The organism is Cupriavidus sp. D384, from assembly GCF_001652915.1.
Taxonomy (GTDB): domain Bacteria; phylum Pseudomonadota; class Gammaproteobacteria; order Burkholderiales; family Burkholderiaceae; genus Cupriavidus.
Genome location: NZ_BBQI01000012.1, coordinates 177,027 through 192,955, shown reverse-complemented (window position 1 = coordinate 192,955; position 15,929 = coordinate 177,027). Strand labels below are relative to the sequence as shown.

The following is a 15,929-nucleotide window of genomic DNA, read 5'->3' as shown; positions in this document are numbered from 1 at the left end:
TTCGGATCAGTTCGACTGCAGCTTGCGCGAGAAGACGCGTGCGCGGAGATTCTTGAGTTCTTCATCCTGCGCGGCCGCCATCGAGCGGATCGCTTCGGCGCTCTGCGTTTCCTTGGCGACGCTCTGCTGGTCCCGGTCGGCATCGGCCTGCGCGCGCACACTCATCAGCTGCAGCAGGTCGGAATTCTGGCTGGCAAGCACATCGAGCATCTGGTTGGTGGTCTGCGCCGCTGCCTGTGCCGTGGGCGACAGCTTGATTTGCGACTGGATCTTCTGCCGGCGCTTGGCCACCGACTGCGTGTTCTTGAAAATCTGCTCGCCCAGAGTGAATAGTGCCTTCGCCGTCTTGTCGCCGTTGGTCAGTAGGGCCCGCTGATCCTCGAACCACTGTTCCTTGGTCTTGCCGGAGGAAACCACCATGCTCTGAATCTTCTTCAGGTAGTCGGCGTTGTCGGACACAGTCCCATACAGATCCTTGAGCGTCGTCCCGTAGATCTCGTACTTGCCGATCTCGTCCTTGATGCTGTTGAACTGTTCCATGATGGCTTCGGCGTCGAGCCCCGTCGCTTGCAGTAGCTGATTGGCCATCATCTGGTACTGGTAGACGATGTTGGTGTTCTCGTACACCTCGGACTTGATCGACTGCAAGGCCGAGATCGTCGTCTGCACAAGTCCCACCCAGTCGGTAACGGGCAGTGCGGCGTGAGCCGGGGCAGCGCCGAGAACGGACGCGGCGACGGCGATGTTGGCGATCCACTTTTTCATTTCTGGGTTCTCCCTGTTTAGGCTGCGCGGGCGAGCATTTCGCGCACGTAGCGGTCTTGCCAGTCGGGGTCTCCCGACGCGTAATGGGTGTCACAGATGGATTGCGCTACGCCGTCCGAGCGCAGCATCGCCACCATCTCGTCGTTGAATGCCGTCTGCAGCATTCGCGTTTGGATGTTCGTGATCCACAGGTAGTCACGGTTGGGTACCGCGTCCGAGATCATCTGCACCTGGTCGTCGGTCAAGCCGAACTTTTCCTTGTAAAGTTCGGGGCTCGTCTTGGCCTGGCTGTTGGGCAGATAGATCCAGTTGGCGATGTTCTCCTTCAGGATTTCGAAGTTCGCCACGCGAGCGATCTGCCGCAAGGATTGGGTCGCGGCCCAGATGGACCCATTGAGCTTCCGGATCGTCGTGATCCAGTCCTCGAAGCGTTTGTAGAAGCGCTCGTTCTGGAAGAAGAAGCCGCATTCCTCGACCTCAATGACTGTGTAGCGAATACCGTCCATCGACTGGCTGATGCGGTAGAACGCATAGTCGGTGAAGAGAGCAGCCGCGCGTGGAAACTTCTGAAACAGTTCTCCGCACTCGATGCAGAGGTTGTCGCTGACCGCAAAGGCGTCCTCGACATGGTCAAAGAAGTGACCGTACTGGCCGCCAACCAGCCAGATTTGCAACCGTTCCCGCAAGTCCGCGTGTAGCATGGTGGACAGGGCACTCAGTGTCCAACGCTCGCGCGGATAACCGGCGAGGAGCTTCACCGCCTCGAAGATGTCCTGCCGTTGCTGCGGCGTCAGCGAAAAGTCATCATCTTCCAGTGCGAGGGTGAGCCATTCCGCGACGTAGGTGAAGCTGCCGGGATCGGCCAGCAGTGAGAGGGGGTTGACCGGTGTACTCGCCTGGAATTTTCCCGTGACGTCGATGAATGCTCCGCCGCTCAAGAGGGTTGGAATCCGGGTCGACCTGTCTTTGTCGAAGCGAATTCGCCGCGCCTTGTGCCGGTCGGCCTGAGACACCAGGAAATTCAGCATCACTGACTTGCCGGCACCAATGGGGCCGATGACAAAAAGGTGACCGTTGCCTCCCGGCTGGTGCATATCGACACGCTGGCCCGTTCGGTGGCGAGTGGGAAGGCACGTGAGCGGGGGTACTTCCGTGCCCGTTTTCTCCGACAGCCAGACGTTGCGCGTTGGGCCTTCGAGCACCGACCGTACCGGAGCAATGTCCGACACGGCGGGCGTCTCGACAAACTGCAGGCGCCGCTGCCGGTCCCAGCGCCCCGGGAGCGTGCTGTTCCAAGCCGCCATCAGATTGGTCTTTTCACGAATCGCGCCAAAGCCGGCGTTGGTCAGTGTGCCAACCACTTCGCTGACGGCATCTTCGCATTCGGCTTCGGTGTCGGCATAGATGACAATCGAGATGTTGGCGAACCCGTGCTGTACGCCTTCAGCGGTGAGGCGCTTGAGTGCCTTGCCGGCTTCCTTGGCCAGTTCCTCGCGGCCCTCGTCGTTGTCGTCTTCTTCCTTCGACACATATTGCTTGACCATCGACCGGAGGTTGACCGCCGCCATCTTGTAGAAGCGGCGTACCTTCTCGATGTAGGCTGTCGCGCGAGCAGTGTCGAGGAAGCGGTACATGATGCAGATATCCAGCTCGGCATCGACCTGCAGCAAACTGTCGAGCGCTGCCTCCTGGAAGCTCATCCATTCCTTGACGGCAACAACCGCGGCATAGCGTCTGCCGTGGGCGGACTCGAACAGCAGTCGCTCCGAGCCAACCGTGATCTCCGATTCGCTCAGATGGGTGTCCAGCATCGTGACGGGGAACCGGATGCGGCGCTTCGGGACACAGGGATTGGCTACCTGGTGGAGTGCCGCGTAGCTGTCCTGCATTGCAAGGCGGGTCGGCTTGATGCGCGGAATACCGCCGGTGAATGCATCTAGCATGGCTTCGAAGCGCCGCGTGTCCGAGCGGATCTTTTCCATGTCGAAGGCGAACGCGCTGCGAGCAAGCACGGTATCCTTAGTCGCTTCGAGCAAGGCGGCAAATAGCGGCTTCCCGCCCACGGTCATGTGATGGCCGATTTTTTCGAAGAACTTGGCCACGCCCGTTTCGGGCGTATAGGCGATGCTCAGCGAATGCGCGTTGCGGAAGTACCGGCCGGTTGTCATGTGCGCGCGGTTGAGCGCGTCGAGACGGGCGTCTGTTCCGTTGCTGAAGTCGCCGTTGACGTACCCCTTGGTGCGCCGGTGCGTAAGGCGCCACCATGCGGTGATACGGTTGTCGAACGAACGGCATGCCTGGTCGAGCTGGTCGCGGGCCGAGGTGATGTCGCTCGCATCCGCGCTATCGGCGTCCACACCCCGAAACTCATAGGTGGCCAACAGCGAGCCGTCCTTATTCAGGATGAGTTCGGGGGTGATCGAGGTGAGCCAGGGGGCGATTTCCGCCAGCGGCCGTCTTTTCAGCTTCAGCATGGCAGATCGCTGTCAAAGCCATAGGGGCGACGGAACACCGCGTGAGACTTGCCATGCCACGGCAACGACTCGTATAGGTCTCCGTACTGGTTGTAGACATTCAGAATCTGGTTCCACCACGGATCACGGCTCGTCAGCCAGGCGAGCAGTGCGTGGCTGCACAGTCCATATACGAAGACCGCCACGGGGATTTGCCAGCCACTGCGGTAGGTCACGTAGATCAGAAGCGCGACGATGGTGCCGTTGGCGATGGCCAGACCCCGTACTGCGCCTGCAATCAGGCGCGGCATGGACAAGCCGATGCTCACGTGGTGCTTGCGCATGTTAGAACCCGGTGCAGGAGGCGATCAGGCCGAGCGACTTCAGGATCGAAGGGGCGGCGGCCGCGAGGCCCACGCCCACACAGGCGCCAGAGATGAACTTGGAGAGCGAAGACTCCGCGTTGGCGTACGCGTAGGCGCCCAGGACGATCACGATCAGGCCGACCACGAAAAGATACTTCGTGTTGATAAACGTCGCGATGCCGCAGATGAAGTTGCCGAGATTGTTCAGGAAGGCGTCGTCGGCGGCGACCGCCGAGGTGGCCACGGCCATCATGCCGAGCATCAGCAGGGCAGAGGGCGCGTACTTGCGTGCCGTGGCGCGGACGCGGTGGTTCAGGGTCAATGTCATTTCGGATGGACTCCGTTGGTTAAAAAACGCGTTTTATGTCGTAGTCGCCGTTGGTGAAGCCGTTGATCTCGAGGATTTCCGAGACGTGACGCATCTCGCCGGTGCGCCTGAGGTGCACGACGTAATGGATGCAGTCCGCGATGAGCTTTCGCATGTCGTCGAGCTTCCAGCCTGATCCGGGCGGGATGCCGAGGAGCGCCATGCTTTCCAGGCGAGAAAGGGCAGAACGTGCGCTGCTGGCGTGCAGGGAAGCCATGCCGCCGTCGTGGCCGGTGTTGAGGGCCTGGAGCATGTCGAACGCCTCGCCGAATCGGACTTCGCCCACGAAGATGCGGTCGGGACGAAAGCGCAAGGCGAGGGCGACAAGGTGCTGCGTCGTCACGCCCTTGTCCTTGTTGGAGAGCAAGCGCACTTGATTTGGTACGGTCAGCGTCAGTTCCATCGTGTCCTCGATCGTGAGGACACGGTCGCTGGCCGGTACGCACCCGGCCAGTGCGTTGAGGAACGTGGTCTTACCCGTAGACGTGCCGCCCGCAACGATGATGTTCTTGCGCCGGACCATCAGCTGCTCGAGCGCGCGCACGAGCGCCTCATCTTCCTCATTGCCGAGGAAGATTGGCTCCTCAGCGTGAGTGGTAGCGTTGCGCAGCGAGAACGCACCCGCTTTGGCGTAATCCTCCAGCGTCAGGTTCGTTTCGCGATGTCGGCGAATGCTCAGCGCGTGGCCGTCGATCGCTGTCGGCTGCATGACCGCTGCGATCCGCAGACCTTTGTGGCCTGCATTGATGATGCCTTGGGTTGTCCCCCGTACTGCGGACTTCTCCACCGAGGAGGCGAGGGACCGGACAGCGCCTTCGACCTTGATGGGATCGAGGACGATATCGAGTTTCGTTAGCACCCCGCGACGTTCCACCCAGATGCTGTCGAACCGGTTGATCATGACTTCGGCAACGTCCGCCGAATGGATGACGTCATGCAGCGGAGCGAGGGACTCGAAGAACATCGAGACGGCGCTGTCGGCCAGCTGCGTCAACTGCAAGAGAGGGTGGTTGTTAGCGAGGGATTCCATGCCCGCTATTGTTGGCGGGCAATTGGGTAAGAGAGGCGGCGAAAGATGGTCGATTTTCGATAGCTTTCGACAAAATCGCTTTCGTCCCACGTTCTCCGAGAACTAACCGTCCGTGCCGCCGAAGGAACATGTTCCTTTCAAAAACCGCGAATCGCACGGTCAAATCCCGAGTATTCGCGTTTCAAGCCTGTCGATACCCCATTCACCTGCCCGAGGCCAACTGCCGTCCCGACATGCGCGTTCCACCGCCTGCTCATCGATCGCGATGACTCATGCGAGAGCGTGAAAGGAGGCCTCGCGCAAAAAGATGGAAAGCTCAGCAAATTGGCATAGCTTTCGAGACAAACCGAGCGCGATTCGCTGTTTCAATTGGCGGCATCCCACTGGACCGCCGCAGCATGCCCTTCTTCCGAAAGCCCGCCGACAAAGCCAAGCCCCTGACCGTTGCGCCGGGGATGTACGGCAATGAAAGCCCGGAGCAAGCGATCTTCGACCGCACCACGCGTATCAGTGTGGATCGCAATCATTGGAAGCTGGCAACGGTGGGCCTCGGCATCATTGCCGTGTCGGCGATACTCACGCGGGAGCCGCCCCCGTCTGTTGTGAAGGTAGTCGGTGTGTCGTCCGATGTCACGGGTAAGCCCATCACCCGAGAACTCGAGGCCTTTCGTCCGGACGAGCGCCAGGTGCAGACGGCGCTTAAGGACCTGGTGCAACGCTGGTTCACGATCGAGCCCATCCTGACGCCGCAGATCGAGTCGTCGCGCATGGCTGCGAACCTGCGTTCCGTACGTGAGCAGATGCTGGGTGCCGCCAAGGACCAATTCAACGCGTGGGTACAAGAGGACGAGCCGTTCCGGCAAGTCATGTCCTCGCCCACGCTCACGCGAGAGCCGAAGTTCACCAATATCGCGAGCCTGCCGGATAGCACGGTGGTGGTCGAGTTTGTCACCACGACGACGGAAGACGGCTACAAGCCGCGCAAGCAGCGCTACACCATCACGTTCCGGTACCAGACCAAGCCTGCGGATAAGGAGGCGGTTCTCGGTACCAACCCGTTCGGGGTGTACCCGATCTTTTTCAGCATTCAGAAATCGGCGGCCTGATCGTCGCGCATACGCCCATGGAAGCTCGTACCCCCTCCCGGTTCATCCCTCTGGCCATCGCCCTTTGCATGGCTTTGATGCTTTCCGCACCGGACAGTCACGCCGCCGACAAGACTCGTCGTACCGGCGCTGGCATGGCCGGTCTCGGTATTGGCGACCTCAGCGATGCGATGAATCCGGCGAATCCGTTTAACGGCGGCGTTGATCCCATCGCTTTGCCGGGCGACTCTCGCCTGGTTGTCTTCACCTACAGTCGTGACCAGATCTTCCGCGTGCTTAGTGCTCCGCTGAAGATCACGACGATCGAATTCCCGGACGACGAGCAAATCGTCGGCGACCCGGCCTGGGGCGAGAACGTCCGCTGGGACTACGACACGGACGGTGCCAATCACCTGTACGTCAAGCCGCAGGCGGCCGGCCTGGTGAATACGCTGTCGGTCAATACCAACAAGCGAAGCTACGAATTCACGCTCGTATCCTCGCCCCTCGGCGGCATCTTCTACCAGAAGGTGCGCTTCAAGGTGCCGACGTTAATCTCCGCCAAGGTGAAGGCGCGCAATGACGCACGTGCGGACGCCTCGGACGAAGCAAAGGCAAGCGAGCCGGACGTGTCGCGCAGTCCCGATGCCGTTGGCGTTTCGCCTGACCAGCTCAATTTCGAGTATGCAATCTCGGGAAGTGCCAGCTTCAAGCCGGAAACGGCCTTCGACGACGGCAAGGCGCTGTGGCTGCGCCTGCCCAACGCAGCACTGCAGAACTGGCCGGTTGCGTTCATCAAGGACGGCAGTGATTTCGTGGTCGTCAATGCCATCCGGCGCGGTGGGTATCTGGTGGTGCAACGATTGGCCGACACGGTCGTGCTGCGCTCGGGCGACGATGAAGTGAAGATCGAACGCGGCCGCCGTCGCATCCTGGGGCTGTTCTGATGCGCGGCAAGCAGAAAGCGGAGAACGTCACCGACGTGACCGAAGCACAGGAGCGCACCGTGAAGGGCAAGCTTCCGCGCAACGTCGTGCTTGCCTTGGGTGGTGTGGCGGCACTGATGGTCGGCGCCTTGGGATACTACTTCCAAACGGTGTCAGATGAGCAGCTCGATGCTAAGGCGGAACAGGCACGCGCCGACCAGATCAAGCAGCGCGCCGGCAGTGCGGACAACGGGCAAAGTCTCGAAGCCGCCATCCGTGCGCAAGCAGAAAAGGCACGCGAAGAATCCGACAAGCAGCGCAAGCAAGCCATCCCAGCTGACACCAAAGCGCCGGTCATGACTGCCGGCGACCTTACCGCCCCGGCGAAGTCCATGGGCGGGGCCGCGGACGCGAAGAAAAACGCGGAAGACGACCTCTTCACCTCATCGGTATTCAAGAGCGGCACGCGCAAATCGCAGGTCGCGCAGGTAAAGCAGCCTGCAGGCCTCGCAGACGTGACGGACCCTGCGCAGATGCGCGCGATTCAGCAGGCGGTCGCTGCGAAGGCTGCGGCTGCCAATGCAGCCGGTGTCAATCCTGACGGCGTCGCTCCGCAGCCGGCCTCGGCCGATCGCCAGTTTCTGCGGGATGCCGGGAGCATGAACACGCTGAGAACCGGATTCGACGGCAAGCCGCCGCGCTGTACGCTGAGCCGCGGCTTCATTATCCCCGCCAACTTCGCGGGCGGCCTTAACTCGGACAAGCCGGGCGAGTTTCGCGCGACGGTATCGCAGGACGTCTACGACACGGTCAAGGGCACCTGCAAGATCATCCCGGCCGGCACGACCCTGGTGGGCATGTACAGCGCGGACATCGCGGTGGGTCAGGAGCGGATTCTGACGGCCTTCGTCCGCATGCAACTGCCGAACGGAAAGACCGTGCCGCTCATGGGTATGCAGGGCGCGGACCCCGACGGAACCGCTGGCAACACTGGTGATGTCAACAACCACTTCCTCAAGATCTTCGGCGGCGCGCTCGTGATCGGCGCTCTGTCGTTGCGCTTCAACGACAACCCCACCACGACGACGGTCGGACCGGCGGGCCTGGTGGCATACGGGAACGCGGCGGGTCAGGTGGCCACGCAAACCGCACAGACGATCCTGAACCGCAACCAGAACATTCGGCCGACGATCACCACCGAGCCTGGCCAAAAGATGATGGTTCAGGTCAAGCACGACATTGTCCTGGAGCCTTACCGTGATTAGGCCGCTGGCGACTCTCCTGGTCTGCGCCGTGACTTTGGCGGGCGCGCACGCCGCGACGATTGAAGCCGTGATCAGTCCTAATGCCATTGTGGTGAAGGATGCCGGGCAGGTTCGCGTGCACTCGCTTGAGGGCAAGCCGGTCCTCTACTGCGGCCTCGATGCGTTCCTGGGGTGGTCGGCCCGGTTGCTCGGCGCACAGATCGCGCCGGGCTCAGACGAGGGCCCGGTTGTCACGCTGGGCGAGAAGTCCACGCCGATTTCACGACTCTTCGCCCGTGAAGGGTGGCTCCGGCCGGCCGTATTGACCGAGGCGTCCCAAGAAGCCCTCGCCGAGCGCCGCGGGGGCTGGGCCTGCGCGCCGAAGACTGAGCCGTTCGCCCAGATGGGCAGCCGCGTGGATCCGAAGATCACTGCTGGCATCGCCATGAACGAGTCCTCGTACCGGGGCCGTCCGTGGCCGTGGACCCTCAACGTGGCGGGGCGCGGCATGTTCTTTGCGACGCGCGAGGAAGCCTATGCCGCTGTCAATCGCCTGCTTGCGAATGATCGTTGCGATTTCGATGTGGGCCTCATGCAGGTGAACTGGTGCTACCACGGCAAGCGATTCGCATCGCCGTGGGAGGCGCTGGCCCCGGCTACGAATATCCGCGTGGCAGAAGACATTCTGGCAGAGAACCTCCAGCGCAGTGGATCGGCCATGAAGGCCGTCGCCTGGTACCACAGCGCCAATCCAGAGCGTGGTGGGCCCTATTTCTCCCGTTTCATGAAACACGTCGCCCAATTCCAATGATCAGGCCGCTACTCTTCTCCGCATTTGCGCTGGTCGCGGGGTGTGCTCACGCGGCCGATACCGATCCGCTCGACTTCGACTATCAGGTCGTCGCGCGCGCAGCGGACCGTCCGGCCATGGTGTTCAACGACGGCCTTTCCACCTACATCCAACCTCGGCACGGCCAAGTCGTACAGGCGGACGGTGCTATCCAGAACGGTCCGTATTGGGTCGTCGATGGCGTCCCCGACGTGCTGCGCTACACGGTCAATCGTCAGCCGGTAGTCGCACGCTGGAAGCGGGCGAACGGTTTTACGTCGGAGCCTGCGAATCCGAGCGGCGATCTCCCGCGCAGTCTCGGGTCAGTGTCTGGTCGGTTGGCGCTCATCGGCAGTTACAGCGAGCTGCCACTCGTCCGTGCCGGCCGTTCCTCATTGCCGTTGGCGCAAATGGTCAAGTCTATCGCGCCGACGGGGTGGAGCGGTACCGCGCAAAAAGACATTCCTCTGACCGACGAAGTCGCTTTGGAAGTGCGGGCGGGCGAGAACTGGGTCCAGGCGCTTGCGCGCGTGCTCGAGCAGCGCAATCTCTATGCGGAGGTGGACTTCGGTCGCCGGAATATCGCGCTGCGCGCCACGCCGCCCAAGGCATTTTCGGTAGAGCCCGGTAACACGGCGTCTGCGGGCGGCATGCTGCGGGCTACGGCTCCTGTAGTGGCGGCGCCGGTGGCTGACGCGGCACCTGCCGCCACAGCACTGCCGGAAGGTCCGACTCTCGCCTCGGCCTTCAACGCATTGGCGATCCGCGATGCCAAGAACGGCCGCATCGAGGTGCGCTTCGAGGCCGAGCCGAAGGACCTGGAAGTGCGTGACGGCGCCGGCGACAAGCTGCGTACGCGCTGGGACGATACCGAGCGGGTGCTGTCCTTCCCGACGGTGGACAGCTTCACTGCGAGCAGCGGCGGGAAGCGCGTGGAGGTGGCCCGTGTGCCGGGCATCAATTTCCTGTTCCCGCGTGACAACAGCGCCGGCCTCGAACGCGTGTTCGAAAAGGATGGTGCGACCTATCTGAGCTTCGCCAAGTCGATGGCCAGCATCTCCGTGTTCGGCGACAACCACCAGGGCGGGGGAGAGCAAAAGGACCGCTACTTCAAGTTCAACGGGGTATCGGACCACCTGACCGTCATCGCTGACGGCAATGTAGTTCGTGTGGACCGCTTGCCTGAGGTCCGCTTCTACGAGCGGGCGGTCCAATGATTGCGATGCGCATCGGGCTGCTGATCGCGGGCACCGCATTGGCCGGCGTCGTGCACGCCGATTGCCTGGACGATGCGGCGGCGTTCCATCGCGTGAGTCCAGTACTGGTCCGCGGCATCGCGCAAGTCGAGTCCGGCATGCGCTCTTGGGTGACCAACACCAACACCAACGGCAGCGAGGACATCGGGCTGATGCAGATCAATTCTGTGCATCTGCCGCGCCTCGCGAAGTTCGGGATCACCCGCCAGAGTCTCTTCGATCCTTGCACCAATGCCTACGTTGGTACCTGGATCCTCGCCGATTGCCTGGGCCGGTATGGCGAGACGTGGACGGCTGTCGGTTGCTACAACGCCGGCTCGCCAGACAAGCGGCTCAGGTATGCGAACCGTGTGTACCAGAAGCTGCAATCGACGACCAAATAACCCATTCGAATTCAAACGGAATACAGCCATGCACCAGTCTCGATCGTTGTCCCGGATGTGCCGGGTTCTTCTTGCCGGCGCCGCAGCCGTTGCTGCCTGTGCGCACGCGGCAGTGCCTGCATCCTCTCCGTTTGGCGCCGACGCCTCGGGCAACTTCGAGCCGAGCAAGCCTTTGGCTGGCGGCGGTTGGCAGCTGCTTTCCGACCGCAAGACGCCGCGGGCCGATGCGACGACCGTTGCGGCCCTGGCGCCGACATCGGTGGCCACGGCGACCATCACAGCGGTTGCATCACCGGTTTCGGGAACGCCTGCGGCCCCGGCGCCTGCGTCGGCACCTGTTCTTTCCAACGGCCAGCGCGACTGGTCTGTCTCGCCGGCTGACGGCAACTATCGCTTGCTCATAGAGAAGTGGGCCCGCGATGCGGGTTGGGCCACCGCACCGTGGGAGCCGGATCAGGACGTGCAGATCGAAGGGGCTGACGCCTTTACCGCCGACTTCAAGACGGCGGTTCGCCGGGTGCTCTCGGCGACGGAAATGACCGACTACAGCCTGAAGCCGTGCTTCTACTCCAACAACCTCGTCCGTGTGGTGAAGCTCACCACGAAGTGCGACCCAACGAAGTGAGCGTACCCATGAAGCTGAATCGCATTATTCGCCCGGTAACGAGCGCTGCCCTGGTGTGCTCGACGCTGTCCGCCTGCGTTTCACCGTCTCTGATCAAGGACGTCCGTCAGACCACCGACCACACCACGATGCAGATCACGCAGTCTACAGAAGACCTGTACGCCCGTATCCGCCGGGACCGTGCCGCCGTGGAAGCGGAGCAGGAGGTCAATCGACCGTTCCTGGCCGGCAAGCGTGTGCCGGTGGCCCGCAATGTGACGTTGCCTATTGCGCTTCGCAAGGACGTGGATACCTTGGTTGTGTTCCCCGAACGCTCGATGTCGCTGGCGGTTGCGGCGCAGCGCGTACAGATGGCGACCGGCATCCCGGTCAAGATCGAATCCGACGTCTACCTGCCGCCGAATCTGCTGCTCCCCCGGACGTTCGCCGCGCAAGCCCAGCAGCAGCTGCGCACGGCGCAGCAAGGGCAGGGCGGGGCGGTGAATCCGCTGTCGCAGGGCCTGGGCCCGGCACCGGCGCTCAACTCGCCGCTGCCATCTGCTCTCACGACGGCCGGCGGCGTTGGCATGACGCAGGCCACGGCGCTGCTTGAGACCCCACTGAATGTCGAGTTCAAGAACAGCGAAAAGATGCCGCTGGCGAACATGCTCGACCTGATTGCCACGCGGCTGGGTATCAACTGGGAGTTCAACGCCGACAAGGGCGTAGTACGGTTCTACCGGCTCGTCACGAAGACCTGGCAACTCCCGATGGCGGGCGGCACGAACTCGTTCACGACAGAGTTCAAGCAATCCGCACAGGGCAACTCGTCGGCTGGCGGCAGTGGCGGTACTGGTCAGTCGACGCAGATTGACGCCGCTGCTAAAGCGGAGATCAAGGAGCAGAACGACCTTGACGGCGTGCAGAAAAGCATCCTGCCGGCGATGACGATGGTTGGCAGTGCCGAACTGAATCCTGCGACGGGTGTGCTGACGTTGCGAGATACCAAGGAAGCGGTGGATGCGGCCGACGAGATCATCCGAAAGCAGATCGCCATCTACTCGCGGATGGTGACGCTCAAGTTCCAGATGATCGACCTGACAGTTTCGGACTCGGGAGAGGCAGGTGTCGACTGGAATGTTGTGCTCACTAAGGCCTTGCAGAATATCCCGGGCTTTACCGTCAACGCGTTGTCACCGGCGACGTTGGTGTCGTCGGCGGCAGGCAGTGTGGGCCTGAACATCACATCGGGCGGGTTCAATGGCACACAGGCAATCGTGAATGCGCTGAAGCAATACGGCACGGTCACATCGGGTCTGACCATTCCGGTGTCGATGCGCAATCGCCACGGCTTCCAATACAACAACCGCCGGACTTTCTCGTACGTCTCCAACACGACACCTGCCGCCTCGACGGTGGGCGGGACTGGTGGCGTGCCAGGCATCACTACGTCCACCGCCACGGTGGGCTTCAAGCTTGCCGCCTACGCCGATGCGACCTCGCGCGATGACGTGAACCTGACGATCGCTCTGGATCAGTCGCAACAGGATGGCCCGTTGGTGAAGTTCACTTCCGGCTCAGGCGACAACCAGCAGTCGGTGCAGCAGATCAACATCATCGGCAAGGGCATTCCCAAGCAAGACATCATCGTCCGGAACGGCCAGACCGTCCTGATGGCTGCGCTTGACCAGGACGATACCGCCAACACGCGCCGAACGCTGGGCGAGTCGTTGCCGATGATTCTCGGCGGTTCGCAAACCGTATCGAAGACCCGCACGTTCACGTTGCTGCTGGCCACAGTCATGGTGCAGGACCACGGGGAGGGCAAGTAATCATGCTGGCTATCCGTACGCTTCTCTCTGACGCGCTGGCGTTGTATCGCCGTTACCCGCTTGTGGCGATCCTGACGTGCCTGCCGGGCCTTTCGTTAGTCCTCATACAACATCGGGAGGATATGGTCCCTGTGGCTGTGGTATCGGCCGTGTTGACACTCATTGGCCAGGGGATCTTGTCAATCTTTGGCCTGTCGCTTGAGCAACGGATGCTGGCCAAGACTGACCGCACGTGGACAGTTCAGGTACACGGCATGGATCTGGGGGTGATCTCGGACGTCGAATACGCCTCGTTGCGCCATCACGCGGCCTTCTCGGTCGCAAACTATCTGCACCAGATCGCCAACCTTTGCGAGATGGGCTTCAATTTCGTGCGTTCGATGACGCGGGCCATTCCATTCCTGGCATTCTGGGTCGTGATCGGGGGGCTGCTTCTCGACACGACCACAGCGCTGGCCGTGGCACGTAAGGTGTGGGTGCTCGCTCAGACGTCCCCTGATTCATTCGCCTATGGGATGGCTAAAGGCCTTGTGTTGACGATCGCTTGGGCCGCCGTGATCTATGGCATGTTCATGCCGAATGCGATTGGCTTCTGCAACCAGTTTCGGGCCGACCTGGAGCACTCCCTGCGCCGGCGGCTGAATCTGCCCACCACTGAGCGGCCCGACCTCTATCGGCTCGAGGGGAATGAGCGCGTGCCGGCGGCCGAGAGGGCTGAGTTCCGCTCCTTCTTGCGCGCGCGCCTGTCGAAATCCGGTGCCGACAGCGTGGCAGGAGTTGCCCGATGATCCTCGAGATCCGCGGCAAGGCGATCGCGTTCGGGATGCAATGGCGCACCCTCACCGGGAACGCGCCCGCGCCTGATTTGGCCGCCAAGGTAGCCAAGGAAGTGAAGGCCGCGCGCATCTGGCATGACGGGGCGGCCTTGCACATGGGCTATCTCGCACCGGAAGACGCACAGACAAAGGTCAAGGACAAGCTCTATTCGGCGGCTGTCGCCGTGGCCCGCATTCCGGGGCTGATGCCGAACGTGTTCTTCGCGTTCAGGCTCGAACACGCCGGGAAGCAGGTCGGCTACCTGGTCTGCGGCATCCTCAAGGGCAGGCCACGTGTCGGGTTCGACCGCGTCATTCAGGACGAGCAAGCCCTGTCGGAGCTTGCCGTCGAGTTCGCGCGGGTCGCAGGGGGTACCTTCCGGTTGGCTGGAAACCTTCCCGAACTGGCTCAATTGCTCGGCAACGTGCCGGCGCTCACGTTCTCGGAATTGACGCTTGAGCAGCTGGCCGACGCAGCCGACCAGCACGCTGCCTTGCGCAAACCGAGTTCCGCCGCCACGAAGAAGCGCTTGCTTGCGCTCGCCGCGCTGATCGTTGTCGGCGCCGTTGGTTACAAGTATGGCATGGCGCAGTACCGGGCCTATGAGGCACGCAAGCATCCGCCGCCTCCGCAAAAGAGCCCGGCGCAGCGCTATGCCGAAGACATCCTCGCTCGCGGCCGCGCGCCATCGGCGGTCGCGGCAGTGGCCGTGCCTCGCTTCGCAAAGTGGTTCGTCGACGTCGATCCGTTGTTTGTCGGCGGGTGGAAGCTCACGAAGATCAATTGCGGAGTTGTCGTGGCGCCGCAAGCATCTTGCTCGCTGACCTACGGACTCGGCGGCGCGAAGGGCGCGCCACGAGGTGTCACGAACGCGACGTTCCTGGCTGCGCTGCCGGACGCCTTCAGCGCGCCCGTCTTCTCCAAGGAAGACAAGGAAGTCACGGTGCAGGCGATGGTGCCATTCGGCCCGGACGCACCCCTCGCCAAGCTGCTCGATACGCTGCCCACGTCGATGGCGCTGCGCATGGACTTCGGCTCGACCCTTCAATTGTTGCGTCCTGCGGCATCCAAGGCGGTGCTGCAGGACATCGGACTGTTCGGCACGATCCCCGGCGAGGGTATTGCCTCGGTCCCGTATGTCTACAAGAGCGCCAAGTGGGAAATGGAGGGGCCGCTGCGCAATGCGGCGGAGATCGGCACCTTCCCGCCGAACGTCTCGGTCAACGAGATCGCCCTGACGATCAACCTGGACGCGGACTCCGACATCCAGAAATCGAAGTTTGAACTCAATGTGAAGGGCGATGCGTACGCCCGCGATGGAGGAAAAAGCTAATGAAACGCATCGCCATGACATTTCTTGCAGTTGCCGCCTCGCTGGCCCATGCGGAAGGCGACAAGACTGTGACGCGGGTGCTTCTGGAGAAGGACGCGCAGATCGCCGTGCAGAAAGCTGACCAGGAGCTGGCCAAGACGAATCCGGCGCCAGTAGTCACCACGCCGGCGCCTACCGCCGAGCAGCGTGAAGCCCGCGGCACCCCGAGGACCGTGGCAATCTTTGGCGTGGACGGCAGCAAGGTCGGGCTACCGGTCACGCTGCGCAGCTATGTGAAGTGGGGCGAGCAGGTCTATGCGGCAAAGGTCGGCGGCAGCGTGCGCGGCTACAAGGTGGTGTCGATCTCCGAGTCGGGCACGAAGCTCTCCAGGGGAAAACAGACCCTGAACGCCGCGCGTGCCGACGATGATGCGGTTCTGGTCGAGGAGCCGCCCGTACAGCGAGCGCCGATGATGAATGCCGGCAACCCGATGCCCGCGCACGCTCCCGGCACCCCCGCCGCGATGCCGTCGCAGCACCCGGTGATGCCGGCGCCGTTTCCAGGTGCTGGTAGCAACGGCGTGGCCCCGGTGATGCCGCCGGTGCCGGCAGTACCAGCATTGCCGGCCGCGCCTGCCGCAGTGGCGCAGGGCTAAGGAGTC

The 15,929-nt window shown here is 62.4% G+C and carries 16 protein-coding genes; 11 read left to right on the top strand and 5 right to left on the bottom strand.

Going from position 1 to position 15,929, the window contains the following annotated elements; all coding sequences use genetic code 11:
• Positions 1-6 precede the first annotated feature (6 nt).
• Genes A9J21_RS06510 through A9J21_RS06490 form a run of 5 tightly spaced genes read right to left on the bottom strand, consistent with a single transcriptional unit; the run spans position 7 to position 4,980 of the window.
• On the bottom strand, positions 7-765 hold the full coding sequence (locus A9J21_RS06510; protein WP_066733051.1) for a conjugal transfer protein TrbJ: 759 nt from the start codon (positions 763-765) through the stop codon (positions 7-9).
• Between the two features lie 17 nt (positions 766-782).
• Entirely contained in the window at positions 783-3,239 is a 2,457-nt protein-coding gene (locus A9J21_RS06505) for a VirB4 family type IV secretion system protein (RefSeq protein WP_066733050.1), read from the bottom strand.
• Entirely contained in the window at positions 3,233-3,562 is a 330-nt protein-coding gene (locus A9J21_RS06500) for a conjugal transfer protein (RefSeq protein ID WP_066733049.1), read from the bottom strand. The genes A9J21_RS06505 and A9J21_RS06500 overlap by 7 nt, the downstream gene beginning before the upstream one ends.
• 1 nt (position 3,563) lies before the next feature.
• The gene (locus A9J21_RS06495) at positions 3,564-3,911 is read right to left on the bottom strand and encodes a TrbC/VirB2 family protein (RefSeq protein WP_066733048.1); all 348 of its coding nucleotides are present in this window, start codon (positions 3,909-3,911) and stop codon (positions 3,564-3,566) included.
• A gap of 19 nt (positions 3,912-3,930) precedes the next feature.
• Positions 3,931-4,980, bottom strand: coding sequence for a CpaF family protein (locus A9J21_RS06490; RefSeq protein WP_066733046.1), 1,050 nt, complete (start codon positions 4,978-4,980; stop codon positions 3,931-3,933).
• 398 nt (positions 4,981-5,378) lie between these two features.
• Here A9J21_RS06490 and A9J21_RS06485 point away from each other — a divergent pair, with 398 nt between their 5' ends.
• From A9J21_RS06485 to A9J21_RS06435, 11 genes are read left to right on the top strand one after another with little or no spacing between them, the layout of a single operon-like run.
• Complete coding sequence (locus A9J21_RS06485) at positions 5,379-6,086, top strand: type IV secretion system protein (RefSeq protein WP_066733044.1); 708 nt, start codon at positions 5,379-5,381, stop codon at positions 6,084-6,086.
• A 17-nt stretch (positions 6,087-6,103) separates the two neighbouring features.
• The gene (locus A9J21_RS06480) at positions 6,104-7,012 is read left to right on the top strand and encodes a TrbG/VirB9 family P-type conjugative transfer protein (protein ID WP_066733042.1); all 909 of its coding nucleotides are present in this window, start codon (positions 6,104-6,106) and stop codon (positions 7,010-7,012) included.
• Positions 7,012-8,256, top strand: a complete 1,245-nt coding sequence (locus A9J21_RS06475) for a TrbI/VirB10 family protein (protein ID WP_066733040.1) — start codon at positions 7,012-7,014, stop codon at positions 8,254-8,256. The genes A9J21_RS06480 and A9J21_RS06475 overlap by 1 nt, the downstream gene beginning before the upstream one ends.
• Complete coding sequence (locus A9J21_RS06470) at positions 8,249-9,046, top strand: transglycosylase SLT domain-containing protein (RefSeq protein WP_066733038.1); 798 nt, start codon at positions 8,249-8,251, stop codon at positions 9,044-9,046. Before A9J21_RS06475 ends, A9J21_RS06470 begins: the two co-directional genes overlap by 8 nt.
• Entirely contained in the window at positions 9,043-10,281 is a 1,239-nt protein-coding gene (locus A9J21_RS06465) for a TrbG/VirB9 family P-type conjugative transfer protein (RefSeq protein WP_066733036.1), read from the top strand. The genes A9J21_RS06470 and A9J21_RS06465 overlap by 4 nt, the downstream gene beginning before the upstream one ends.
• The gene (locus tag A9J21_RS06460; protein WP_066733035.1) at positions 10,278-10,703 is read left to right on the top strand and encodes a lytic transglycosylase domain-containing protein; all 426 of its coding nucleotides are present in this window, start codon (positions 10,278-10,280) and stop codon (positions 10,701-10,703) included. Before A9J21_RS06465 ends, A9J21_RS06460 begins: the two co-directional genes overlap by 4 nt.
• 28 nt (positions 10,704-10,731) lie before the next feature.
• Positions 10,732-11,328 carry a toxin co-regulated pilus biosynthesis Q family protein gene (locus A9J21_RS06455; protein WP_066733034.1) on the top strand — a complete coding sequence of 199 codons (597 nt, stop codon included), beginning with the start codon at positions 10,732-10,734 and terminating at the stop codon, positions 11,326-11,328.
• Positions 11,329-11,336: 8 nt separating this feature from the next.
• Positions 11,337-13,139: a protein PilN gene (locus A9J21_RS06450; protein ID WP_066733032.1), complete on the top strand. Its 1,803-nt coding sequence runs from the start codon at positions 11,337-11,339 to the stop codon at positions 13,137-13,139.
• A 2-nt stretch (positions 13,140-13,141) separates the two neighbouring features.
• Positions 13,142-13,927, top strand: coding sequence for a hypothetical protein (locus A9J21_RS06445; RefSeq protein ID WP_066733031.1), 786 nt, complete (start codon positions 13,142-13,144; stop codon positions 13,925-13,927).
• Positions 13,924-15,288, top strand: coding sequence for an ATPase (locus A9J21_RS06440; protein WP_066733030.1), 1,365 nt, complete (start codon positions 13,924-13,926; stop codon positions 15,286-15,288). Before A9J21_RS06445 ends, A9J21_RS06440 begins: the two co-directional genes overlap by 4 nt.
• Entirely contained in the window at positions 15,288-15,923 is a 636-nt protein-coding gene (locus A9J21_RS06435; RefSeq protein ID WP_066733029.1) for a hypothetical protein, read from the top strand. The genes A9J21_RS06440 and A9J21_RS06435 overlap by 1 nt, the downstream gene beginning before the upstream one ends.
• Positions 15,924-15,929: the final 6 nt, after the last annotated feature.